General features: G+C 65.0%; 20 protein-coding genes. 14 read left to right on the forward strand and 6 right to left on the reverse strand.

Annotated elements, in window-relative coordinates; translation table 11 throughout:
* Positions 1-29 precede the first annotated feature (29 nt).
* The 11 genes from CK498_RS18385 (at position 30) to CK498_RS18435 (ending at position 15193) form a co-directional block, all read left to right on the forward strand.
* Positions 30-1550 (forward strand): leucyl aminopeptidase, encoded by a 1521-nt coding sequence (locus tag CK498_RS18385; RefSeq protein ID WP_095622314.1) that lies wholly within the window; start codon positions 30-32, stop codon positions 1548-1550.
* Between the two features lie 155 nt (positions 1551-1705).
* Complete coding sequence (locus CK498_RS18390; protein ID WP_095622315.1) at positions 1706-2803, forward strand: branched-chain amino acid aminotransferase; 1098 nt, start codon at positions 1706-1708, stop codon at positions 2801-2803.
* Positions 2804-3055: 252 nt separating this feature from the next.
* Positions 3056-3511 carry a DNA polymerase III subunit chi gene (locus tag CK498_RS18395; protein WP_076749244.1) on the forward strand — a complete coding sequence of 152 codons (456 nt, stop codon included), beginning with the start codon at positions 3056-3058 and terminating at the stop codon, positions 3509-3511.
* 321 nt (positions 3512-3832) lie between these two features.
* Positions 3833-6682, forward strand: a complete 2850-nt coding sequence (locus CK498_RS18400) for a valine--tRNA ligase (protein WP_095622316.1) — start codon at positions 3833-3835, stop codon at positions 6680-6682.
* A gap of 1 nt (position 6683) precedes the next feature.
* On the forward strand, positions 6684-8150 hold the full coding sequence (locus CK498_RS18405) for a sigma-54 interaction domain-containing protein (RefSeq protein ID WP_095622317.1): 1467 nt from the start codon (positions 6684-6686) through the stop codon (positions 8148-8150).
* Between the two features lie 206 nt (positions 8151-8356).
* Entirely contained in the window at positions 8357-9466 is a 1110-nt protein-coding gene (locus tag CK498_RS18410; protein WP_095622318.1) for a TRAP transporter substrate-binding protein, read from the forward strand.
* 76 nt (positions 9467-9542) lie between these two features.
* Positions 9543-10145 (forward strand): TRAP transporter small permease subunit, encoded by a 603-nt coding sequence (locus CK498_RS18415; protein WP_095622319.1) that lies wholly within the window; start codon positions 9543-9545, stop codon positions 10143-10145.
* A gap of 15 nt (positions 10146-10160) precedes the next feature.
* Positions 10161-11531, forward strand: a complete 1371-nt coding sequence (locus CK498_RS18420; protein WP_095622320.1) for a TRAP transporter large permease — start codon at positions 10161-10163, stop codon at positions 11529-11531.
* A gap of 30 nt (positions 11532-11561) precedes the next feature.
* On the forward strand, positions 11562-12344 hold the full coding sequence (locus CK498_RS18425) for a 3-hydroxybutyrate dehydrogenase (protein WP_095622321.1): 783 nt from the start codon (positions 11562-11564) through the stop codon (positions 12342-12344).
* 20 nt (positions 12345-12364) lie between these two features.
* Complete coding sequence (locus CK498_RS18430; protein ID WP_095622322.1) at positions 12365-14344, forward strand: acetoacetate--CoA ligase; 1980 nt, start codon at positions 12365-12367, stop codon at positions 14342-14344.
* Between the two features lie 111 nt (positions 14345-14455).
* Complete coding sequence (locus tag CK498_RS18435) at positions 14456-15193, forward strand: phosphatase PAP2 family protein (RefSeq protein WP_229359135.1); 738 nt, start codon at positions 14456-14458, stop codon at positions 15191-15193.
* Positions 15194-15271: 78 nt separating this feature from the next.
* Here the strand turns inward: CK498_RS18435 and CK498_RS18440 are convergent, their stop codons facing one another.
* Positions 15272-15727 carry an META domain-containing protein gene (locus CK498_RS18440; RefSeq protein WP_095622324.1) on the reverse strand — a complete coding sequence of 152 codons (456 nt, stop codon included), beginning with the start codon at positions 15725-15727 and terminating at the stop codon, positions 15272-15274.
* Positions 15728-15835: 108 nt separating this feature from the next.
* Between CK498_RS18440 and CK498_RS18445 the strand changes: the two genes are divergently transcribed.
* Positions 15836-16240, forward strand: a complete 405-nt coding sequence (locus CK498_RS18445; protein ID WP_095622325.1) for a DoxX family protein — start codon at positions 15836-15838, stop codon at positions 16238-16240.
* Between the two features lie 15 nt (positions 16241-16255).
* On the opposite strand, the gene CK498_RS18450 is transcribed toward CK498_RS18445, so the two are convergent.
* The 4 genes from CK498_RS18450 to CK498_RS18465 form a co-directional block, all read right to left on the reverse strand.
* A complete protein-coding gene (locus CK498_RS18450) occupies positions 16256-17017 on the reverse strand; it encodes an amino acid ABC transporter ATP-binding protein (protein WP_095622326.1) in 762 nt (253 codons plus the stop codon).
* Entirely contained in the window at positions 17010-17675 is a 666-nt protein-coding gene (locus CK498_RS18455; RefSeq protein ID WP_095622327.1) for an amino acid ABC transporter permease, read from the reverse strand. Before CK498_RS18455 ends, CK498_RS18450 begins: the two co-directional genes overlap by 8 nt.
* 9 nt (positions 17676-17684) lie before the next feature.
* Entirely contained in the window at positions 17685-18326 is a 642-nt protein-coding gene (locus tag CK498_RS18460; RefSeq protein ID WP_095622328.1) for an amino acid ABC transporter permease, read from the reverse strand.
* Between the two features lie 83 nt (positions 18327-18409).
* Positions 18410-19312 (reverse strand): transporter substrate-binding domain-containing protein, encoded by a 903-nt coding sequence (locus CK498_RS18465; protein ID WP_229359136.1) that lies wholly within the window; start codon positions 19310-19312, stop codon positions 18410-18412.
* 261 nt (positions 19313-19573) lie between these two features.
* Between CK498_RS18465 and pdxR the strand changes: the two genes are divergently transcribed.
* A complete protein-coding gene (pdxR, locus tag CK498_RS18470) occupies positions 19574-21037 on the forward strand; it encodes a MocR-like pyridoxine biosynthesis transcription factor PdxR (protein WP_095622330.1) in 1464 nt (487 codons plus the stop codon).
* A 15-nt stretch (positions 21038-21052) separates the two neighbouring features.
* Here pdxR and CK498_RS18475 read toward each other — a convergent pair whose 3' ends face one another.
* The gene (locus CK498_RS18475; RefSeq protein WP_095622331.1) at positions 21053-22360 is read right to left on the reverse strand and encodes an aspartate aminotransferase family protein; all 1308 of its coding nucleotides are present in this window, start codon (positions 22358-22360) and stop codon (positions 21053-21055) included.
* A gap of 333 nt (positions 22361-22693) precedes the next feature.
* Between CK498_RS18475 and CK498_RS18480 the strand changes: the two genes are divergently transcribed.
* Positions 22694-23455, forward strand: a complete 762-nt coding sequence (locus CK498_RS18480; protein ID WP_095622332.1) for an SDR family NAD(P)-dependent oxidoreductase — start codon at positions 22694-22696, stop codon at positions 23453-23455.
* The last annotated feature ends 24 nt before the right edge of the window (positions 23456-23479 follow it).

Here is a 23479-nt window from a genome sequence, read left to right on the forward strand (position 1 = left end):
TCCCCTTTCGCTTGTCTTGTGGAGACGTCATGGAATTCACTGTTCAGACGGCCAATCCGGCCAAGGTCGAGACGGCCTGTCTCGTGGTACCGGTATTCAAGGACGGCGACCTGCTGCCAGCTGCAGCCAAGCTCGACGATGCCAGCGAGCGGCTGATTGGACAGCTGATCGAGCGCGGCGACTTCAGCGCCGGGCTCGGTAACGTGCAGATGATTCCCTTTGCCCCCGGCGTCAGCGGCGAACGCCTGCTACTGGTGGGCCTGGGCGAGCGCGACAAATGCAACGAGGCCGCCTTCCGCAAGGCGCTGGACGCCGCCTTCACCACCCTGGCCAAGCTGCCGGTGAGCGACGCCGCGGCGGCCTTCACCGATGTGCCAGTCGGCGAGCACGGCTGTGCCTGGAAGGCACGCATGACCCTGGAAGCCGCCGAGCGCGCCATTTATCGCTTCGTCGAATTCAAGTCCGACCCGGCGCCCGCAGCCAAGCTCGAGCGCGTCATCCTACTGGTCGGCGATGGCCAAGACGCCGAGGCGGCCAAGCAGGGCGCGCGCCTCGGCGCCGCCATCGGTGCCGGCATCAACGTCACCCGCACCCTGGGCAACCTGCCGGGCAACGTGTGTACCCCGCGTTACCTGGCCGAGCAGGCCGAGGCGCTGGGCAAGGGCTCCGGCGGCGCACTTGAGGTCGAGATCCTCGACGAAGAGGCGCTGGAAGCGTTGGGTGCCGGCTCGCTGCTGTCGGTGGGACGCGGTAGCGCCGAGCCTACGCGGCTGATCGTCATGAAGTACCAGGGCGCCGACAATCCCGACGATGCCCCCCATGTGCTGGTCGGCAAGGGTATCACCTTCGACACCGGCGGCATCTCGCTCAAGCCCGGCGAAAACATGGACGAGATGAAGTTCGACATGTGCGGCGCAGCCAGCGTGTTCGGCACCGTCAACGCGGTGCTGGCGCTCCGCCCCAGGATCAACCTGGTGGCGATCGTCGCCGCCGCCGAGAACATGCCCGACGGCAAGGCCACCAAGCCCGGCGACATCATCAAGACCCTCAAGGGCCTCTCCGTCGAGGTACTCAATACCGACGCCGAAGGGCGCCTGGTACTGTGCGACGCCCTGACCTACGCCGAGCGCTTCCAGCCCGCCAGCGTGGTGGATATCGCCACCCTCACCGGTGCCGCCATCATCGCCCTGGGCCACCACGCCACCGGCCTGCTGTCCAACGACGACGACCTGGCGCTGGACCTGCTCGAGGCCGGCGAGACCGCCTGGGATCGCGCCTGGCACCTGCCGCTGTGGGACGAGTATCAGGAGCAGCTCGACTCCAACTTTGCCGACCTGGCCAACATCGGCGGGCGCCCGGCGGGCACCATCACCGCGGCCTGCTTCCTGTCACGCTTCGCCGACAAGTTCCCCTGGGCGCATCTCGACATTGCCGGCACCGCCTGGAGTTCCGGCAAGCAGAAAGGCGCCAGCGGCCGCCCGGTGGGCCTGCTGACCCAGTACTTGCTCGATCGCGAAGCCGACGCCGAGGTCGAAACCGACGCCGAGTGATGCCTGAGCTTCCCAGGGGGTTGCCTTTTTTGCGCGGCGACTTTCTCATGGGAGGCCTGACATGCTTTCACGCACCGAGTCGCCCACGCGACTCGGTGTTCCTGTATCACCCTGAGGCCATTGCCGCGCCCCAGGGGTAGCGGAGACCCTTTGCCGTGCCCACTGCAAGCTTTGCCCAACTGCCCAACGCCCAACCCACGGCGGACATCATTCGCAAGGACATCCTTGCCAACCCTGGTTTTGGCCGCTATTTCAGCGACCATATGGCGCATATCCGCTGGACCCTCGATGCCGGCTGGCACGGCCACGAGGTGCGCCCCTACGGTCCGCTGACCCTCGACCCCGCCGCTGCGGTGCTGCACTACGGCCAGGAGATCTTCGAGGGCATCAAGGCCTACCGCCACGCCGACGGCTCGGTGTGGACCTTCCGCCCCGAAAAGAACGCCGAGCGCTTCCGCCGCAGCGCACGCCGGCTGGCGCTGCCTGAGCTCTCCGACGAGGACTTCATCGGCTCGCTCAAGGCGCTGCTCGCCCAGGACCATGAGTGGGTACCGACACCGGCCAGCGAAGCCGACGAGTGCAGCCTCTACCTGCGCCCGTTCATGATCGCCAGCGAGACCTTCCTCGGCGTGCGCCCCTCCCACGAGGTCGACTACTACGTGATCGCCTCGCCGGCAGCGGCCTACTTCAAGGGCGGCGTCGAGCCGGTGTCGATCTGGCTGTCGGCCAACTACAAGCGCGCCGCCGCCGGCGGCACCGGCTTCGCCAAGTGCGGCGGCAACTACGCCGCCTCGCTGGCCGCCCAGAAGGAAGCCGAGGCCCACGGCTGCGGCCAGGTCGCCTTCCTCGACGCCGCCGAGAACAAGTGGATCGAAGAGCTGGGCGGCATGAACCTGTTCTTCGTGTTCAAGGACGGCCGTATCGTCACCCCCAAGCTGACCGGCACCATCCTCGAGGGCGTGACCCGCGACTCGGTGCTGACCCTGGCCCGCGACGCCGGCCTGCAGCCGGAAGAGCGCCATATCAGCATCGACGAGTGGCGCGATGGCGCCGCCTCCGGCGAGATCACCGAGGTCTTCGCCTGCGGCACCGCCGCGGTGATCACCCCGGTGGGCGAGCTGGTCGGCGAGGACGAGCGCATCCGCTGCCAGCCCAGCGACAACCCGGTGGCCAAGCAGATCCGCCGCACCCTGCTCGACCTGCAGTACGGCCGCGCCGAGGACACCCACGGCTGGCTGACCCGGCTGGTGTAATAGCAGCTCTCACAGCGGTTACGCCCCCCACCGACGTGGCGGGGCGCCGCCGGGCGGGTCGTAGCGGAGGTTTGCGCCATGGGTGAGGAGGATTCCTCCGAACGGGCTGGCCATGGATGGCCAGCCCCGGTCCTGCAAGCGGAGCAGGATGCGAGAGCGAAGCAGGGCGCAAGTAGTGCCCCCTCGTCGGCCCTGTCGCCGGGTGAACCCCAGCCCTCGGCGTCACAATCAGCACACCTTTTGGCGAGCCGTATGACACAGGTTGATTTCTACGTCCTACCCGACACCACGCTGGAGGCCCGGCTGGCCTTCGCCTGCCGGCTCACCGAGACCATCCAGCGCAAGGGCTACCGCCTGCACCTGCACGCCGAGGATGAGGCCATGGCCCGTCAGCTCGACGAGCTGCTGTGGACCTTCCGCCCCGACGCCTACGTGCCCCACGCCCTGGCCGGCAGCGAGATGGCCAGCCAGGTGCCGGTGGTGATCGGCTGGCAGGGGCCGCCGGATCCCGCCGAGGAGCACCCCCAGGCGATGCTCAACCTGCATCCCGAGATCCCCGAATGGTTCTCGCGCTTCGAACGAGTCGCCGAGATCATCAACCAGCACCAGGAGGTGCTGAGGGCCAAGCGCGCCTGCTGGAAGACCTACAAGGACCGCGGCTACCCGGTCAAGGCGCACCAGTTGGCGGGGCAAGAGGGTCGAGGGTGACGGTTGCGACTATTCAGCGTGGCTAACTATCGCGGTTACCCCCTGCCTTGTGACGCTCGGGGCTGATCCGTCGACAGGTCTTCGCGGAGGCGCTGTAAACCATCCATGGGCGCTACCGATGCCATCCCTGGCATCGGAACCTCCGCTACGACCTGTCCCCGGCGCCCCCCGCGCAGCGTAGTCGCCTCATCCCTCGGCTACCAGGCTGACGCCTAGCGCCTCATCGCGCTATAATCGTGGCCATTTTTCGCACGCCTCGACGATTTCCTGCCGCCCGGCGCCACGCCCCGGCGGCGACCATTTCTGGACCCGGAACGCCCCATGGACAAGACCTACCAACCCGAGCAGATCGAATCCCGCTGGTACCAGCGCTGGGAAGCCGACGGCCGCTTCGCGCCGTCCGGCCAAGGCGAGCCCTACGCGATCATGATCCCGCCGCCCAACGTCACCGGCAGCCTGCATATGGGTCATGCGTTCCAGGACACCATCATGGACACCCTGATCCGCTGGCGGCGGATGCAGGGTCACAACACCCTGTGGCAGGTGGGCACCGACCACGCCGGTATCGCCACCCAGATGCTGGTCGAGCGCAAGGTCGCCGCCGAAGAGGGCAAGACCCGCCACGACCTGGGCCGCGACGCCTTTATCGACAAGGTGTGGGAGTGGAAGCACGAGTCCGGCGGGCACATCACCCGCCAGCTGCGCCGCATGGGCGCCAGCGTCGACTGGAGCCGCGAGCGTTTCACCATGGACGACGGCTTCTACAAGGCGGTCCAGGAAACCTTCGTGCGCCTCTATGAAGAGGACCTAATCTACCGCGGCAAGCGGCTGGTCAACTGGGACCCCACCCTGCACACCGCGATCTCCGACCTCGAGGTGGAGAACCGCGACCAGCAGGGCCAGTTCTGGCACTTCCGCTACCCCCTGGCCGACGGTGTGACGACCGATGCCGGTCTCGATTACCTGGTCGTCGCCACCACCCGCCCCGAGACCCTGCTCGGCGACACCGGCGTGGCGGTGAACCCCGAGGACCCGCGCTACGCCTCGCTGGTCGGCAAGTACGTCGAACTGCCGCTGGTGGGGCGCCGGATTCCCATCGTCGCCGACGAGCACGCCGACATGGAGAAGGGCTCCGGCTGCGTGAAGATCACCCCCGCCCACGACTTCAACGACTACGAAGTGGGCCGCCGCCAGGGGCTGCCGCTGATCAACGTCTTCACCCAGGATGCGGCGATCCTTGCCCAGGCCGAAGCCTTCGACATCCAGGGCCGCCCGCTGCCCGATATCGACCCAAGCCTGCCCCAGGCCTATGCCGGCCTCGACCGCTTCGCGGCGCGCGAGCGGATCGTCGCCGACATGCAGGCCGCCGGGCTGCTCGAGCAGGTCGAGGCGGTCAACAACACCCTGCCCTACGGCGACCGCAGCGGCGACGTCATCGAGCCGCTACTGACGGACCAGTGGTTCGTCGCCGTGGAGAGCCTGGCCAAACCGGCCATCGAGGCGGTGGAGAGCGGCGATATCCAGTTCGTGCCGAAGAACTACGAGAACATGTACTTCGCCTGGATGCGCGATCTGCAGGACTGGTGCATCTCGCGCCAGCTGTGGTGGGGCCACCGCATTCCCGCCTGGTACGACAGCGAGGGCAACGTCTACGTGGCCCGCAGCGAAGCCGAGGCTCGCAAGAAGCACGGCCTGGGTGACGAGATCGCCCTGACCCAGGACGACGACGTGCTCGACACCTGGTTCAGCTCGGGCCTGTGGACCTTCGGCACCTTGGGCTGGCCGGAGCAGACCCCAGAGCTGGCGACCTTCCACCCCTCCAGCGTGCTGGTCACCGGCTTCGATATCATCTTCTTCTGGGTCGCGCGGATGATCATGCTGACCCTCAAGTTCACCGGCGAGGTGCCCTTCAAGCAGGTCTACGTTCACGGCCTGGTGCGCGACGGCCAGGGCCAGAAGATGTCCAAGTCCAAGGGCAACGTGCTCGACCCCATCGATCTGATCGACGGCATTACCCTGGATGACCTGCTCGAGAAGCGCACCGGCAACATGATGCAGCCGCAGAAGGCCAAGGCCATCGCCAAGGCGACCCGCGCCGAGTTCCCCGAGGGCATCGAACCCCACGGCACCGATGCGCTGCGCTTCACCTTCCTCTCCCAGGCCACCACCGGGCGCGACATCAAGTTCGACATGGGCCGCCTGGACGGCTACCGCAACTTCTGCAACAAGCTGTGGAACGCCTCGCGCTACGTGCTGATGAACGCCGAGGGTGAGGACTGCGGCGCAGCCGGTGGCGACGTCGAGCTGTCGCTGGCCGATCGCTGGATCGTCTCGCGGCTGCAGCAGACCGAAGCCCAGGTCACCAAGGCGATGGAGGAGTTTCGCTTCGACCACGCCTCGCAAGCGCTCTACGACTTCGTCTGGAACGAGTACTGCGACTGGTACCTGGAGCTCTCCAAGCCAGTGCTATGGGATGACGCAGCGGCCTCCGAGGCCAAGCGCGGCACCCGGCGCACCCTGGTGCGCGTGCTCGAGGCGATCCTGCGCCTGGCCCACCCGATGATGCCCTACATCTCCGAGGAGATCTGGCAGCGCGTGGCACCCCTGGCCGGCAAGGCCGCTGGCGACGGTAGTGATTCGATCATGAACCAGCCCTGGCCGCAGCCGGAAGAGAGCAAGATCGACGAGCAGGCGACCCGCGATATCGAGTGGCTCAAGGGTGTGATCGTGGCGGTGCGTAATATCCGCGCCGAGATGAACATCGCCCCGGGCAAGCCGCTGGAGGTTCTGCTCACCAAGGGTGGCGACGCCGACCGCCAGCGCCTGGAAGCCAACCGCCCGTTCCTCGCCAAGCTGGCCAAGCTGGAGAGCGTCAGCTGGCTCGACGACCCGGCTCAGGCGCCCCTCTCGGCCACCCAGCTGGTCGGCGAAATGGAAGTGCTGGTGCCGATGGCCGACCTGATCGACAAGGACACCGAGCTCGCCCGCTTGGCCAAGGAGATCGACAAGCAGGACAAGCTGATCGGTGGCATCGAGAAGAAGCTCGGCAACGAGGGCTTCATCGCCAAGGCGCCGGAGGCGGTGGTGGAGAAGGAGCGCGGCAAGCTGGCCGACTTCCAGGCCGCGCGCCGGCTGCTGGTCGAGCAGCGCGACAAGATCGCCGCGCTCTGAGATGGCGCCCCCCGGCAGCAAAGGCTTCGGCCAGTCGCCCTTCCCCGGCGGGGTCGACCGCGGCCTGACGCTGGAGTCGATCAGTGCGCTGTTCCCGGTCTTCGAGCAGGCCAGCGCCGGGGCGATCTCGGTGGACGCCGAGAGCCGCCTGACCTGGATCAACGACAGCTACTGCCGGCTGCTAGGTATCGAGGACCCCGAGGCGGTCATCGGCCGCCCGGTGGCCGAGGTGATTCCCGCCACCCGCATGCCCGAGGTGGTGCGCTCGGGGCGACCACTGCTGCTCGACATCATGGAGTACCGCGGCCAGCAGCTGGTGGTGATGCGCCTGCCGGTCTTCAACGATGCCGGCACCGAGGTGCAGGGCGCAGTGGCCTTCGTACTGTATGACGACCTGCAACCGCTGACGCCGCTGGTCAGCAAGTATCGTCGCCTGCAGAGCGACCTGGCCGCCGCCAAGCGCGCCCTGGCCAAGCGCGGCGCGCGCTACGAGATGGCCGACTTCGTGGGCGCCAGTGCAGCGGTGCTGGAGGTCAAGCGCCGCGCGCGCCTGGCCGCTGCGCGCAATACCCCGGTACTGCTGCTCGGCGAGACCGGCACCGGCAAGGAGGTGCTGGCCCAGGCCGTCCACGCCAGCTCGCTCCGCGCCGAGCGCCCCTTCGTGGCGGTCAACGTTGCCGCCATCCCCGACAACCTGCTCGAGGCCGAGTTCTTCGGCGTGGCCCCGGGGGCCTACACCGGCGCCGACAAGCGCCAGCGCCAGGGCAAGTTCCAACTCGCCGACGGCGGCACCCTGTTCCTCGATGAAGTCGGCGACATGCCGGGGCATCTGCAGGCCAAGCTGCTGCGCGCGCTGCAGGAAGGTGAGGTGGAGCCGCTGGGCTCCAACGAGGTGGCGCCGGTGGACGTGCGGGTGATCGCCGCGACCAGCCGCAACCTCGAGGAGATGGTCGCCGCCGGCAGTTTCCGCGCCGACCTCTACTACCGCCTCAACGTGCTCAGCATCCGCGTACCGACCCTGCGTGAGAGGCTGGTGGACCTGGGCATCCTGTGCGACACCATCCTCGAGAAGCTGGCCGCCGAGAGCGGCGAGCCGCGCGCCGAGATCACCGCCGAGGCCATCAACGTGCTGCGCCAGCACGACTGGCCGGGCAATATCCGCGAACTGCGCAACACCCTGGAGCAGACCCTAGCACTCAACGAGGAGTGCAGCGTCATCGACGTGCCGCAGCTGCTGACCGCGCTGCCGGCCCCGGCACGGCGCGGGCGCCAGCCCGGTGTGCCGAGCGCGCCGGTGCGCCCGCTGCAGGAGGCGGTACGCGATGCCGAGCGCAGCGCCATCCATAACGCCCTTACCGCCAGCGGTGGCAACAAGGCACAGGCCGCACGGCTGCTCGGCATCCCCCGCTCGGTGCTCTATGAGAAGCTCGGCCGCCTGGCCGACATGTCCGAAAATCCGGACGAATGACCAAAAATCCGGACAACAAATCTACTACCAAAGGCAAATATCGTCCGTTATTACGGACATATACGCTTTTGGCGCGATTGACGAAATCTCGTAACTCCTTGTTTATCCACTATTCCTGATTGTTGGCACGAAGTCTGCAGTGTCACAGGCATACGTCGCCGTGCGGCGTTGTTGTCCAACAATAACGAAGCCAATCAGGAGCTATCATGCCGTTCAACCGCCCTCTCACCTCGCTAGTCCGTCCCATCGCACTCGGTGTCACCACCGCCGCCGTGCTGGTGGGCGCCGGCCTGAGCAGCGCCCAGGCCCAGGAGCGCGTGCGCTGGCAGGTACCGATCGCCTTCCCCTCCCACCTGGTCGGCCTGAGTACGCCGGTGCGCTACCTCAGTGAATCCCTCGACGAAGTTTCCGGCGGCAATATCAACCTGCGCTACTACGAGCCGGGTGAACTGATCCCGCCGTTCGAGATTCTCGATGCGGTGTCCGAAGGCCGCTACGACGCCGGCTTCACCTGGGTCGGCTACGACCAGGGCAGTATCCCGTCACTACCACTGTTCGCCGGCGCCCCGTTCGGCATGGAGCCACCGGCCTACCTGGCCTGGCACTACTTCGGCGGCGGCCGCGAGCTACTCGAGGAGATCTACGACGACTATAACGTCCACCCGCTGCTGTGCAGCATGATCGGCCCCGAGGCCGCCGGCTGGTTCGCCGAACCCCTCGAAGATCTCGACCAGATCGACGGTCTGCGCATCCGCTTTGCCGGCATCGGTGGCCAGGTACTCGAGCGCCTCGGCGCCTCGGTGACCATGATCCCGGGCGGCGAGCTCTACCAAGCCATGGAGCGCGGCACCATCGACGCCATGGAGTTCTCGGCACCGGCGGTGGATCGCATCCTGGGCATGCAGGAGATCGTCCAGAACTACGTGCTGCCGGGCTGGCACCAGACCTTCACCACCGCCCACCTGCTGGTCAACAAGGAGAGCTGGGAGTCCCTCGAGCCGCAGACCCGCGCGCAGATCGACATGGGTTGCCGTGCCGCTACGCTCTACGGCTACTCGGAAAGCGAGATCGAGAACCCCAAGGCACTGCGCGACTTCGAGGAAGAGGGCGTCAACGCCCAGGTGCTGCCGGATGAAATCCTCCATGAACTGCGCCGCGTGACCAATGAGGTGCAGGAGGAGATCGCCGCCGAGGACGAGATGTTCGGTCGCGTGCTCGAGAGCCAGCAGGACTTCATGCGGCTGCATGGCAACTGGCACGTCAAGGGCCATCTGCCGCGCTCCTACTACGCGCCGGAAGAGATCGGCAGCGACTGATCCGCGCTTGTGATACCGCCACCGGTCGCCTGCGGCCGGTGGTTCGTGCTTGCCCCTTTCGCCACGGAGTGACCCGATGAGCGTTCGTGAACAGGGGTCGGGGGATGGCGAACACGCCAAACTCGACCTGCCCACCAACCGCATCAGCCATCTGCTCGACAGCGTCATACTGCAGCTGGGCAAGGCCGCCTCCTGGCTATGGCTGGCGACCCTGGCGGTGGTGCTGACCAATGTGGTCAACCGTTTCATCCTCGACCGCGGTTCGATCGCCCTGGAGGAGCTGTCCTGGCACTTCTTTGGCGCTGCCATGGTGCTGACCCTGGCCTACGCCGTGGTCACCGACGACCATGTGCGGGTCGACGTGATCCGCGAGAAGATGACGCTACGCACCCAGGCGTGGATCGAGCTGCTGGCCATCGTGATTCTGCTGCTACCGATTCTCTATATCGTGCTGGTCGAGCTCTACCAGTACGGCTATCGCTCCTTCGAGCGCGGCGAGCGCTCCCAGGCCCCCAGCGGCCTGCCCTATCGCTTCATCATCAAGACCGTGATCCCCATCGGCCTGAGTCTGGTGGCCGTGGCCATCGTGTCCCGCGCGCTGCGCTGCAGCACGCTGCTATTCGGCTATCCACGGCGCTTTCTGAGTCCCGCCGAGCGCGACCAGCGTCCTTCTGACTGAATCACGAGGTTGATCATGGGATTGGAAGAAATTCTCGTACTGGCGATGTTCGCCAGCTTCATGGGCCTGCTGCTGCTGGGCTTTCCGGTGGCCTGGGCGCTGGCCGGCATCGGCTTCGCCTTCGCCGTGCTCGGCCATGTGCTGGTGGAGTTCTTCGACGCCGACCTGTGGTTCAGCTGGGGCGGCACCATCGGCGTGCTCGACCGACGTATCTACGGCATCGTCGCCAACGAGCTGATGGTGGCGCTACCACTGTTCATCTTCATGGGCATCATGCTTGACCGCTCGGGCATCGCCGAGCGGCTGATGAACTCGCTGGTCAAGGTGCTCGGCGGCCTGCGCGGCGGCTATGCGGTCACCGTGGTGATCGTCGGCGTACTGCTGGCCGCCTCCACCGGCATCGTCGGCGCCTCGGTGGTGCTGCTCGGCATGCTCTCGCTGGGGCCGATGATGCGCGCCCAGTACAACAAGTCGCTGGCGGTGGGCACCGCCTGCTCGGTAGGCACCCTGGGCATCCTGGTGCCACCCAGCATCATGCTGGTGTTGATGGCCGACCGCCTGGGCACCTCGGACGCCTCGGTGGGGCGGCTGTTCATGGGCGCGCTGATTCCCGGCATCATGCTCGGCCTGATGTACATCGCCTATATCGTCATCGCCGCCTATATCAACAAGGACCTGGCCCCGGCGCCCAAGGACCGCGAGCCGCTGAACGCCCGCGCCTTCGTGCAGGTGTTCTGGGCGGTGCTGCCGCCGCTGGGGCTGATCCTGGCGGTGCTGGGTTCGATCTTCACCGGCTTCGCCACCACCACCGAGGCCTCGGCGGTGGGCGCGCTGGGCGCGCTGCTGCTGGCACTGCTCAACCGCCGGCTGACGCTCACCGCGCTGCGCAAGGCGCTCTACCAGACCAGCCGCACCACCGCCTTCATCTTCGCGATCTTCATCGGCGCGACGATCTTCGCCGCGGTGCTGCGCGGGCTGGGCGGTGACGATGTGGTGCGCTTCGCACTGACCGGCTTGCCGTTCGGCGAAACCGGCATCGTGCTCACCGTGCTGGCGGTGGTGTTCCTGCTCGGCTTCTTCCTCGACTGGGTGGAGATCACCCTGATCATCCTGCCACTGGTGGCACCGGTGGTATTCAGCCTCGGCGTCGATCCGGTATGGTTTGCGATTCTCTTCGCGATCTGCCTGCAGACCTCGTTCCTGACGCCGCCGGTGGGTTTCGCGCTGTTCTATATCAAGGGCGTCTGCCCACCCGGTGTGACCACCCGCGACATCTATATCGGCGTAGCCCCCTTCGTCGCCATCCAGTTGCTCGGGCTGCTGCTAGTATTCTGGTTCTCGAGCCTGGCCACCTGGCTGCCTGGTGAAGTCTACGGCGGCCGCTGACCGCCCTTCCCCCTCTGTGGAGACAACCGCATGCGCATGACTGACAAGATTGCCCTGATCACCGGCGCCGCCGGTGGTATCGGTCTGGCGATTGCCCAGGGCTTCGCCCGCGAGGGCGCCAAGGTCGCCATCAGCGACCTCGACCTCGACGCTGCCGAGCGCGCCGCCGCCGGTATCCGCGATGCCGGCGGCGAGGCAATGGCCGTGGCCATCGACGTCACCGACGAAGCCGCCGTGGATACCGGCTTCGCCAAGGTGGTGGACGCCTGGGGCCGCATCGACGTGGCGGTGGCCAACGCCGGCATCCAGCATATCGAGGCGCTGGACAAGCTGAGCCTGGCCAACTGGCGCAAGGTCACCGGCGTACACCTCGATGGCGCCTTCCTGACCACCCGCGCCAGCCTGCGCCAGATGTACCAGCAGCATGGTGGCGGCTGCATCCTGTATATCGGCTCGGTGCACAGCAAGCTGGCCTCGCCGCTCAAGGCGCCCTATGTCGCCGCCAAGCACGGCCTGCTCGGGCTGTGCCGGGCGGTGGCCAAAGAGGGCGCCGCCCACGGTGTCAGCGCCAATGTGATCTGCCCCGGCTTCGTGCGCACCCCGCTGGTGGAGAAGCAGATCCCCGAGCAGGCCCGTGAGCTGGGCATCAGCGAGGAGGAGGTGATCCGCGACGTGATGCTCAAGGACACCGTGGACCAGGAATTCACTACGCTGGAAGATATCAGCGAGGTGGCGGTCAACCTAGCGGCCTTCCCCACGGCGGCGCTGACCGGTCAGTCGGTGGTGGTCAGCCACGGCTGGTATATGCAATGACAGCAGGAGAGACCCCGCACATGGACACGGCAGAGATCCTCTGGGAGCCCGGCCCGGCGCAGTACGAGCAGAGCCAGATGGCCCACTACCTGCGCTGGCTGGCCAAGGCCGGCTATGGTGACTTCGCCGACTACCAGGCGCTGCACGCCTGGTCGATCGCCGACCTCGAGGCCTTCTGGCGCTCGGTATGGGAGTTCTGCGGCCTCGAGGCCGAAACACCACCAACCGCAATGCTCGGCCGCCGCGAGATGCCTGGCGCCGAGTGGCTGCCCGGTGCGCGGCTCAACGTCGCCGCCAACCTGCTGCGCCACGCCCGCGGTGAGCGCGCCGAGCAGGAAGCGGTGGTGGCCATGGCCGAGTGCCGCGACACCCGGCGAGTGACCTTCGCCGAGCTCTACGACGATGTGGGTGCCTTCGAGGGCGTGCTGCGCGAGCACGGCGTGCAGGTCGGCGACCGTGTCGCCGGTCTGGTGGCCAACGGCTACGAGGCGCTGGTGGCCATGCTCGGCGCGGCGAGCCTCGGTGCGGTGTGGTCGTCGGCCTCGCCGGACTTCGGCGTCGAGGCCACCATCGACCGTTTCGGCCAGATCGAGCCGGCGCTGCTGGTGGCAGTCAACGGCTACGGCTATGGCGGCAAGACCTTCCCGCGCCTCGAGCAGATCGGCCAGCTCGCCGAGCGCCTGCCCAGCGTGCGCCAGGTGATCGTGGTCGACCAGTTGCCCGGCACCGGCCTGCCACCGGGCGAGCGCTTCAGCGCCTGGGACACGGCACTGGCCCGCCACCGCGGCAGCGCGCCCTCGTTTACGCCGCTACCGGCCGACCATCCGCTCTATATCCTTTACTCCTCGGGCACCACCGGCAAGCCCAAGTGCATCGTCCATGGCGCCGGAGGCATCCTGCTCAACCACGCCAAGGAGCTGATGCTGCACGGCGACCTTGGCCTCGGCGACCGGCTGCTCTACTTCACTACCTGCGGTTGGATGATGTGGAACTGGCAGGCCTCGGGGCTGCTCACCGGCGCCACCCTGGTGACCTACGACGGCTCGCCGGGCTATCCGGACATGGACCTGATGTGGCGCACCGCCGAAGCCGAGCGCCTGACCCACTTTGGCACCAGCGCCCGTTTCCTTGCCGAGTGCCGCAAGCAGCAGCTGACCCCGGGGCGCGATCACGACCTTAGCTCGCTGCGGGTGATCTTCTCCACCGGCTCACCGCTGCTGCCGGAAGACTACGACTGGGTCTACGGCGATGTCTCCGGCGACCTGCTGCTCGGCTCGATCGCCGGCGGCACCGATATCTGCGGCTGCTTCGTCGGCAGCACCCCGCTGCTGCCGGTGCGCCGCGGCGAGATCCAGTGCCGCTTCCTGGGCGTCGACGCGGTGGCCTACTCCCCGGACGGCGAGGCCCTCGACAACGCCCGCGGCGAACTGGTGTGTCGCCAGCCGCTGCCGTCGATGCCGGTCAGCTTCTGGGACGACGCCGACGGCCAGCGCTACCATGACGCCTACTTCGCCAGCTTCCCCGGGGTCTGGGCCCACGGCGACTTCGTACGCTTCACTGCCGAGGGCGGCGCGGTGATCTACGGCCGCTCCGATGCCACCCTGAACCCCGGCGGCGTACGCATCGGCACCGCCGAGATCTACCGTCAGGTGGAAACGGTCGAGGCCGTGGCCGACAGCCTGGTAGTGGGCCGCCCCATCGACGGCGACGTGGAAGTGGTGCTGCTGGTGACCCTGGTTCCCGGCCAGGCGCTCGACGAAGTGCTGCTCAAGCAGCTGCGCCAGCGCATCCGCCAGCACGCCAGCCCGCGCCACGTGCCGGCGCATATCGTCGCGGTGCCGGCGGTGCCCTATACCCGCAGCGGCAAGAAGGTCGAACTGGCAGTGGCGCGCATGCTGCAGGGCGACACCAAGGCCGAGAACCGCAGCGCGCTGAGCAACCCCGAGTCGCTGGACGCGATCCACGATGCCCTGGATGAAGCCAAGCTGCTGCCGGGCTGAGCTGCGCAGGCATGCTGGAGCAAAGGATCAGGCCCCGCGTCGCGGGGCCTGATCACATCCGCGGGCGTGGCTGCTAGAATGGCGGAAATCTTTCAGCTACGTGACGTTTTCATGACCCAGCCACCCTCGTCCTTCCATCCCCTGCGCATTCTCTTCTACAACCTGCTCGGCATCGCCCTGGTGCTCAGTTGGTGGTCGCCCAACCTGCTGATCTGGGAAGAGCTCGACGACGCGGTGTTCTTCGTCACCAACGCCTGGCTGCATGCAGACAACATGGCCTGGGTAACCTTCGTCGCCGCGGTCAACAACCGCTGGTTCGACGTGGTTAGTTTCCTGTTCCTGCTGGCTATCTACCTATGGGCGATCCGCCGCGACCCGGTAGCCGAGCATCGCCTGCTGCGCTGGGGCGGCATCGGCATCACCATGCTGCTCACCGCAGGCATCCTCAGCCAGGCGGTGCGCTACGCCATTCCCTGGGAGCGCCACAGCCCCACCCTGGTCTATGACGACGTCAACCTGATCACCCAGATGGTCGGCTTCTCTACCAAGGACGTCTCGGCAACCAGCTTCCCCGGCGACCACGGCATGATGCTGATGCTGTTCACCGCCTTCATGTGGCGCTTCGCCGGGCGCAGCGTGGGCCTGGTCAGTGCGCTGTTTGCCATCTTGAAGAGCTTCCCGCGGATACTCGGTGGCGCCCACTGGTTCAGCGACATCTTCATGGGCGCGCTGGCGATCTGCTTGATCACCCTGCCCTGGGTGCTGTGCACGCCCGTGGCGCCGGCCACGGCGCGCGCGATTACCCGCGGCATGGTAGCGGTCAAGACCCGGCTACTGCCCGCCCGCTAGCGACCATCTCCCGACACGACAACGCCGGCCCCTTGAGGCCGGCGTTGTTCAGTTCGCGCCACGACAGGGCATGCCCGATCAGCGGCGCTGAAAGCCCCCCAGTACGCGGCTATCGCTGCCGAAGAATACCAGGCGGTCGTGGTCGATCAGGTAGCGGTAGGCGTTTTCCAGCATGTCATCGACGCGCTGGGCGTCGGCCATATCGGGGCAGGCCATGCGCGTCGAGGAGAGTTCGCTGATGCGGATGCGGTTGCCATCGTCGAACTGCACCCGCCCATTGAGCTGGTTACAGCCATTGTTGCCGCTCAGGCGCAGTGCCCCCCCATTGGGCTGGACCTCGATATAGGGTCGCTGTTCGCCGGACCAGCGCTCGGCGGTGCCCAGCAGGATCAGCTGCCAGCGCTCGCCGACCATCGGCGACTGCTCGGCGCGAGTATCGGGCTCGGGGGCTCGTTCGGGAGCCGGCGCCGGGGAGCGGGCACAGCCTGCCATGACCGCCATCGCCAGCAGCGCGGGAATCCATGTCTTGCGCATCGTCGTTCCTCGGTGAAAGACTCCAGCGACAAGAGTGCCGCAAGGCTCTCCGCTTGGCCAGCTCAGCCTGTATCATGAGGGCTGGATGACACTGCTCACGGAGAGACCATGCTTCACGCGCTGCACAACGACGACCTGGGAAAACTGCTCCTGCGCCTCTCGGTGGGCGGCCTGATGCTACTGCACGGCATCGCCAAGCTCACCAACCCCGACAGCCTGACCTGGATCGGCAATGCCCTCAGCGCCCAGGGGCTGCCGAGCTTTCTCGCCTACGGCGTGCTGGTCGGCGAGATCGTCGCCCCGCTGATGGCGATCATCGGCCTGCAGACGCGCCTCGCCGGCCTGCTGATGACATGCAACATGCTGGTGGCGATCTTCCTGGTGCACCGCCACGAGCTGCTCGACTTCCAGGCCAACGGCGCCTGGGCGCTGGAGCTGCAGGGCCTGTTCCTGTTCGGCGCCGCCGCCATCATGTTCCTGGGCAGCGGGCGCACCGCCTACCGGCCGGACTGAGGGGGCGCCAGACGCTCAACCTTCATTGCGCTCGAGAAATTTCTGGACTCGTTCGGTACTCGGGCGTGTAAAAAAGGTCTCCGGATCCGCACTCTCGATGATCCGCCCTTTGTCGAGAAACACGACCTGGTCGGAGACGGCCCGAGCGAACGTCATCTCATGGGTGACGATGACCATCGTATAGCCCTCCGCGGAGAGGGCTTTGATCACCGCCAGCACCTCGCCGACGAGCTCGGGATCCAGGGCCGAGGTCGGCTCATCGAAGAGCATCACTTCCGGTCTCATCGCCAGTGCCCGTGCGATCGCGACGCGCTGTTTCTGACCGCCGGATAGCGTATTCGGGTAGGCTGCGGTCTTGTGCGACATGCCGACCTTTTCGAGCAGCTCATGCGCATGCGCCTCGGCCTCCGACCTGGCCTTACCCAACACATGGATCGGGGCTTCGGTGACGTTATGCAAGACATTGAGATGTGGCCAGAGATTGAAGCTTTGGAAGACCATTCCGGTGCGCGCACGTACCTTGGCAAGCTCCCTCATCGACATAGGCTTCCCGGCGTCGTTGACGCCAATGCGCTGGCCGGCAATCGTGATGGTGCCGCGATCGGGTTGCTCAAGCCAGTTGACACACCGAAGCAGCGTCGACTTACCCGAGCCTGAAGACCCCAGGATCGTGACGACGTCACCTTTCTTCACTACCAGGTCGACGTCACGCAACACCTCTACCCCATCAAAGCTCTTTGATAGATTTCGGATGGAGACCGCTGTCGTCTCAGACATTATCAAACCCTCTCTTTGCGCTGAAACGCCCACACTGCTTAATGATAATCTCCATGATCATGCTCACCAGCCAGTAGCATCCGATCACCACGATAAAAGCTTCGGTTGGAATGAAATAGGTACCCGACAAGCTATTGGCCGCAGCGGTCAACTCACGAACGGTGATAATGACCAGGAAGGCGGTATCCTTCAGTGCATAGATCAACTGGTTGCCGATCAGGGGGCGAGACCGCATGATGATCTGAGGAAGAATCAGACGAAGAAACATCTTGCCGGTGTTGAAGCCATAAGCCCGTGCAGCCTCCACTTGTCCGGGAGGAAAGGTCTGACGAACCCCACGGAATATCTCGGCGAAATAGCAGCCATGATAGACAGCTAACGCACCAACACCGGCCCACCACGCATTCAACCTGATGCCGAAGCTGGGTAACCCGTAATAGAGCAGGTACACAAGAATCAGGAAGGGCAGCATTCGCATGGAGTCGACGAAGATCCTGAGTGGTACCTCCAGCCTTGGTCGCGCACCTTCCAGTATGTAGAGCATGCCACAGCCGATGACGAAAGCGGCCGATATGGAGAGACCGAATATCTCGAGCGTACTTATGAAGCCGGCGATGAACTGATCTCTCTCTAGCCAAAGAATTTCCCAGTTGCTCATTATGCCTCCTTACTCGGCCAGACGATTGGCACGATGCTCGGCAATCCGCTGCAGCCATACCAGGCAGCCGATAATCGCCATGTAAAGCGCACAGGCAACCAGGATCGGGGGCAAGGGCTCGTAGGTCACCGCCGATATTCTGTTGGTGACGCGCGTCAGGTCGACGATGCCAATTACAGCAATGGCCGGGCTGCCCTTGATCAGGAATGACATCTCATTGACCAGCCCAGGCAAACTGGTGATCATCAGTTGCGGAAACATGATACGGCGGAACGTGACCCATGGGGTCATGCCCATGGACATGGCAGCTTCACGCTGCTCACGAGAGAAATTGCCGAAAGCACTCCGCCAAATCTCGGCATTGAAAGCCGTGGTATTGATGGTTAACGCCAGGATACCGGCCAGGTTTCTATCCAGCTGTATCCCGAAGTTGGGAGCACTGAGAAATATGAACAGGGTCAGTGTCACTAGTGGAGTGGCGCGTGCCAGACTGATGTAGAGCACCAGAATCTGGTCAATGATGGGAATTCTCGCCAGCCGCACCAATGCCAACAGCAAGCCAGCCACCACACCGATGGCAATCGATACCCCCGAGATCCAGAGGGTGACCCAAGCCCCCTCCAGCAACATGCTCCAAGCACTTGCATTCACAATGCCGCTCTCCCATCGAACGAAGATTGATCGGCGTCGATAGAGGCTATCGACGCCGCTGTAGGGAGTGTTTCAAAGGGAGGCTATTCGCCGATGCCAGCCAACTCGTGAAACTGTTCCACGCTGGTCAACGGCTCTTGCGGAAGATCAGGAAAGCTCTCGCCGAACCAGGTCTCCTGGAGCTCCGCGAGGCGACCGCTATCGCGCATCTCGGAGAGAAACTCGGTCATGAATTCGAGCAGTTCAGGGCTGTTCTTGGGAATCGGCCAGGAGACATAGCCGGGACCGGACACCGCCGGGCCTTGGGCAAAGACATCCGGGCGCGAGCTGACCAGTACATTGACCGGCACGGCCGAGTCGATCACGAAATCCAGACGCCCATTGGCCAGGTCTGAGAAGGCTTCGGGGTAAGACTCGTATTGCACCACATCGCCCAGGGCACCGCCCTCCTCGGCCAGCATTTCCTCGAGCTCGGGCAGTCTCGAGAGCAGTACGCTACCGGCCTGGACGCCGACGGTCATGCCACTCAGGTCCCCGACATCGGCAATACGTTCGTCGTCCGCACGCTTGATGGCAAAGTGCTGGGCCGACGCATAGGGAGGCGTGTAGTTGAAGACGCGCAGCCGCTCGTCGGAGACCGACGCCCCCGTCAAGGCCATATCGTACTGACCGCCGGACACGGCGGCGAGAAGCCCTGTCCAAGGCAGTATCTCCTGGCGAATTTCGAAATCTGCGTATGCCCGAAGCTCTTCCAGCATATCGGTATTGAAGCCTACCGCATCGCCGCCATCGATATAGTTGAATGGCGAGTAATTATCCTCTGTCGCGACGATCATGTAGCCACGGCTTTCGATCTCATCCAGATCCGCTGCTACCCCTTCCGCGGGCAGTATCAGCAGCCCCGCAGCCATGGTAAGTGCCAGGCAACTAATGGCCGGGCGATGGAGGATCAGCGTAGAACATTGACGAAACATTGCAGAAATCATGAGGCACACCTCAGTATTATTGTTGAAAGACACGATACGGCTAGCACTTTACTGAAGTGATGGCGCATCGCTGTCCCCACCCTAATGAATCCCAAGGGCTAGGCTATAGAGCCAGTTTGGCCTCCTCGATTGGCCAGATAGCAGTCAATCGTCAATGCCAGGCGTATCTTCGGCTCGCCATACGCAGTGCACCGTTCCTGGCCTGGTTCTTGCAGCATATGTGGCATAAGCGACTGTCCTCGCAACGCTTCGGGAGCCACCATGCTCGATCACTACTTCCATCTCGATTTCGACGCCCAGCGCGGCTTGCAGGAACAGCTGCGCGAAGCGCTTCTCGATGCAATCCATGCAGGAACCATTCCCGCCGAAGAGGCGCTGCCATCCTGTCGTAGGCTATCGCTGCAGCTCGGCATCTCACGCAACACAGTGGCGCTGGTATACGAGGGGCTGGTGGAGGATGGTTATCTGATCAGCCGGCCGCGCAGTGGCTACTATCTGCACGACGCCTACCAAGAAGCGGATGCACCTGACATGCCGGTCGCGGTACGCGAACAGGCGGTGGGTGCACCACGATGGAGCCAGCGATTCACGCATCGCCCCAGCCACTTGCAGGGCGTATTGCGGCCCAGCAACTGGATGGATTACGCCTTTCCTTTCATCTATGGCCAGCTCGACACACGGCTATTTCCGCTGGAACAGTGGCGCGAGGCATCGCGGCGCCTACTGGGTAGCCAGCGTGAACGTCGCTGGCTGAGCGACCGTTACGACCAGGACGATCCGATGCTGGTAGAGCAGCTGCGTACCCGGGTGCTGCCCAAGCGGGGGATCCACGCGCGCAGCGATGAGATCCTGATTACGCTAGGGTCACAGAACGCGCTGTTCCTCATCGCACAGCTGCTATTGGATCGTAACAGCCGTGTCGCGGTGGAGAACCCCGGCTATCGAGAAGCGGCCAATGTGTTCCTGCGCCAAGGGGTCAAGCTCAACTATCAGGCGGTGGATAACGAGGGCATGCGGCTCGACGGTGAGGCGGCCGACTGCGACTACCTCTATGTCACCCCCAGTCACCAAGGACCCACCGGCATTACCATGAGCCGAGCCCGCCGCGAGATGCTCATCGAGCAGATCCAGCGGTGCGACCAGATCGTGCTCGAGGATGACTACGACGCTGAGGTCAACTTCGATCACCATGCGCAACCGGCGCTCAAGGCGAGCCGCGCAGGATCACGGGTGATCTACATGAGCAGCCTCTCCAAACCACTCTCCCCTGGCTTGCGGCTAGGCTACCTGGTGGCCGACGCCGAGCTGATCGACGAGCTGCGCGCCCTGCGCCGGCTGATGTATCGCCACCCGCCCTCCAGCCTGCAGCAGCAGCTGGCGCAGTTCCTTTCCCAAGGGCACTACCACCGCTACCTGCGCATGTTCTCCGACAAGATGCGTGAACGCTGGGAGGTAATGAACGACAGCCTGATGCATGCGCTGCCGTGCTGCCGGCGCGTGGGCGGCGATCATGCCAGCGTGTTCTGGCTCGAGGCACCCGAGCATGTCGATACCCAGCGCCTGGCCTGGCGAGCGGCCCAGCATGGCGTATTGATCGAACCCGGCTTCCAGCACTTCTTCGATCGAGTACCGCCACGCAACTTCATGCGCCTGGGCTTCGGTGCCATTGATGCCGAACGTATCAAACCCGGCATCGCCCGCCTGGCGCAGTCGTTCGGCGCATAGCGCCCCCGGCGGGCGTCAGCACGACGCGCCGAGCACTTCGTCGAGAATCGCCAGTCCCTGCTCGACTTCCGCTTCGCTGACGATGCAGGGCGGCACGATATGCAGGCGATTCTCGATCACAAAGGGCAGCAAGCCCTTGGCGAGCATCGCGCTTTTCAACTTGGCGACCTCGGCCGCGGGCAGCGGTGCGCGGGATCGACGATCGCTGACCAACTCCAGGGCGTGGAAGACACCGAGACCGCGTACCTCGCCAATGACAGCATGATCGGCCGCCAGCTGCTGAAGACCCTTGGCCAGGACCCCATTGCCCACCCGGTCGGCGTTTTCCACCACCCCCTCGTCACGCATGGCGTCCAGTGTCGCGACGATCGAGGCCATGGCCAGCGGGTGGCCCGAGTAGGTCAGGCCACCGAAGAACATATGGTCGTCGAAGTGGCGGCAGATCGCGTCAGAGACAATCACGCCGCCGGTGGGAACGTAACCGGAGTTAACCCCTTTGGCAAAGACCACCAGGTCCGGCTCCACCGCGAAGTGCTCGAACGCAAACCAGCGGCCGGTGCGGCCGAAGCCTGCCATCACTTCATCCAGAATCAGTAGGATACCGTACTGATCGGCCAGCTTGCGCACCCCCTGCAGATAGTCCTTGGGCGGCACCAGCACCCCGGCAGTCCCGGGGATCGTTTCGAGCAGGATTGCGGCGATGGAGCCAGGTCCCTCGCACTCGATCACACGCTGTAGGTGTTGCAGGGCACGCTCGCACTCTTGCGTCTCATCGACGGCCCAGAAGTCGCTGCGGTAGAGATAGGGGTTGAAGAAGTGCGCATGCCCGCGGGCGAACTCGTTGGGGATGCGCCGCGGGTCGCCAGTGGCGACGATAGCGGCGCCGGTATTGCCATGGTAAGAGCGGTAGGCCGAGAGGATCTTGTCGCGACCGGTGAAGCTCCGCGCCATGCGCATGGCATTCTCATTGGCATCGGCGCCGGCATTGGTAAAGAACACCTTGCTGAAGGGCCCGGGCGCACGTTCGAGGATGCGCTTGGCCGCCTCTCCACGAGCCAGGTTGGCGTGAGCGGGCGCGACGGTGGCCAGCGTCTCGGCCTGGGCCTGAATCGCGGCAACTACCTTGGGATGCTGATGGCCGATGTTGGTATTGACCAGCTGGCTGCTGAAATCCAGATACTCCTTGCCCGCATAGTCCCACATCCGGCAGCCCTTTCCCCCCGCTATCACCAGCGGGTCGAGCTTGCCTTGCGAGGACCACGAGTGAAAGACGTACTGGCGGTCGAGTTGATGGACGAAGTCGTTGGTCACGCAATCGCTCATCGCAGGATTCCTCTTGTCGTGGGTCGGCCATCGCTGGTCGCTCGCGATCAGGGCTCACCTGGGCCAGTCAGCACGCAACCAGAACATCGCCAAGCCTAGGCGGGGATCGGTTCGCTTGAGTAGAGCCAAAATCCTGTGCCGCTCGGGACAGACGCCCGCATGTCTCATCGACCACCGCTAACTGGCCCTACCGCCGTCGATGGGCGCTCAGTATGTTGGCGTCTCGAGCGGCGCCAGGCGAGGCAGGAGAGCAGTCGGGGCGTCGGCAATGGGCAACCCTAGCCGGAACGCTATGGCCGCGATTCCGGTGTAGGTGCGGAGATGGAGCTTGCCATGAAGAGAGTCGCTTTTATTACCGGTGCCACCTCGGGCTTTGGGCGTGCCGCCGCCCTGCGCTTTGCTGAGGCGGGCTGGTCGCTGGTGTTGTGTGGCCGGCGTGAAGAACGCCTGAAACAGCTCGAGGAGGAGCTTGCGGCCACCACGGCGGTACACTGCGTGGTACTCGACGTACGCGACGCTGATGCGGTAAATCAAGCAGTGAGTGCGCTACCCGGTGCGTTCAAGCGCGTGCATGCGCTGATCAACAATGCGGGGCTGGCACTCGCGGCCAAGCCGGCCCAGCAGGCCGTGCTGCAGGATTGGCACACCATGATAGACACCAATGTGACCGGCCTGGTCAACGTGACTCATGCACTGCTGCCGACGCTGATCGAGACGGGCCAGGGTGCCACCATCGTCAACATCGGTTCCATTGCCGGCCACTGGCCCTACCCCGGCAGTCACGTCTATGGCGCCTCGAAGGCGTTCGTCAAGCAGTTCAGCTACAAACTGCGCTGTGACTTGCTAGGTACCGGCGTGCGGGTGACCGACCTGGCCCCGGGGATTGCCGAAACCGAGTTCACCCTAGTGCGCACCGGGGGCGACCAGGCCGCCTCCGATGCTCTCTACAGCACCACCACGCCGCTCAGCGCGACGGATATCGCCGAGCAGATGCTGTACATCGCCACGTTGCCGGCACATATCAACATCAATCGGCTCGAGGTGATGCCGACGCGCCAGGCCTGGTCGGCGTTCGCCATCGATCGAGACCCATGACGCTCCTAGCGACCATTTAAGGAA

The sequence above is a fragment of the Halomonas salipaludis genome, assembly GCF_002286975.1.
Taxonomy (GTDB): domain Bacteria; phylum Pseudomonadota; class Gammaproteobacteria; order Pseudomonadales; family Halomonadaceae; genus Franzmannia; species Franzmannia salipaludis.

Excerpts from the sequence above, each read along its gene's own strand:
- CK498_RS18400 (WP_095622316.1), top strand. The coding sequence starts at position 3,833 with ATGGACAAGACCTACCAACCCGAGCAGATCGAATCCCGCTGGTACCAG.
- CK498_RS18425 (WP_095622321.1), top strand. The coding sequence starts at position 11,562 with ATGCGCATGACTGACAAGATTGCCCTGATCACCGGCGCCGCCGGTGGT.
- CK498_RS18475 (WP_095622331.1), bottom strand. The coding sequence starts at position 22,360 with ATGAGCGATTGCGTGACCAACGACTTCGTCCATCAACTCGACCGCCAG.
- CK498_RS18465 (WP_229359136.1), bottom strand. The coding sequence starts at position 19,312 with ATGATTTCTGCAATGTTTCGTCAATGTTCTACGCTGATCCTCCATCGC.
- pdxR (WP_095622330.1), top strand. The coding sequence starts at position 19,574 with ATGCTCGATCACTACTTCCATCTCGATTTCGACGCCCAGCGCGGCTTG.
- CK498_RS18410 (WP_095622318.1), top strand. The coding sequence starts at position 8,357 with ATGCCGTTCAACCGCCCTCTCACCTCGCTAGTCCGTCCCATCGCACTC.
- CK498_RS18455 (WP_095622327.1), bottom strand. The coding sequence starts at position 17,675 with ATGAGCAACTGGGAAATTCTTTGGCTAGAGAGAGATCAGTTCATCGCC.
- CK498_RS18435 (WP_229359135.1), top strand. The coding sequence starts at position 14,456 with ATGACCCAGCCACCCTCGTCCTTCCATCCCCTGCGCATTCTCTTCTAC.
- CK498_RS18480 (WP_095622332.1), top strand. The coding sequence starts at position 22,694 with ATGAAGAGAGTCGCTTTTATTACCGGTGCCACCTCGGGCTTTGGGCGT.
- CK498_RS18430 (WP_095622322.1), top strand. The coding sequence starts at position 12,365 with ATGGACACGGCAGAGATCCTCTGGGAGCCCGGCCCGGCGCAGTACGAG.
- CK498_RS18420 (WP_095622320.1), top strand. The coding sequence starts at position 10,161 with ATGGGATTGGAAGAAATTCTCGTACTGGCGATGTTCGCCAGCTTCATG.
- CK498_RS18395 (WP_076749244.1), top strand. The coding sequence starts at position 3,056 with ATGACACAGGTTGATTTCTACGTCCTACCCGACACCACGCTGGAGGCC.
- CK498_RS18405 (WP_095622317.1), top strand. The coding sequence starts at position 6,684 with ATGGCGCCCCCCGGCAGCAAAGGCTTCGGCCAGTCGCCCTTCCCCGGC.
- CK498_RS18445 (WP_095622325.1), top strand. The coding sequence starts at position 15,836 with ATGCTTCACGCGCTGCACAACGACGACCTGGGAAAACTGCTCCTGCGC.
- CK498_RS18415 (WP_095622319.1), top strand. The coding sequence starts at position 9,543 with ATGAGCGTTCGTGAACAGGGGTCGGGGGATGGCGAACACGCCAAACTC.
- CK498_RS18450 (WP_095622326.1), bottom strand. The coding sequence starts at position 17,017 with ATGTCTGAGACGACAGCGGTCTCCATCCGAAATCTATCAAAGAGCTTT.
- CK498_RS18385 (WP_095622314.1), top strand. The coding sequence starts at position 30 with ATGGAATTCACTGTTCAGACGGCCAATCCGGCCAAGGTCGAGACGGCC.
- CK498_RS18440 (WP_095622324.1), bottom strand. The coding sequence starts at position 15,727 with ATGCGCAAGACATGGATTCCCGCGCTGCTGGCGATGGCGGTCATGGCA.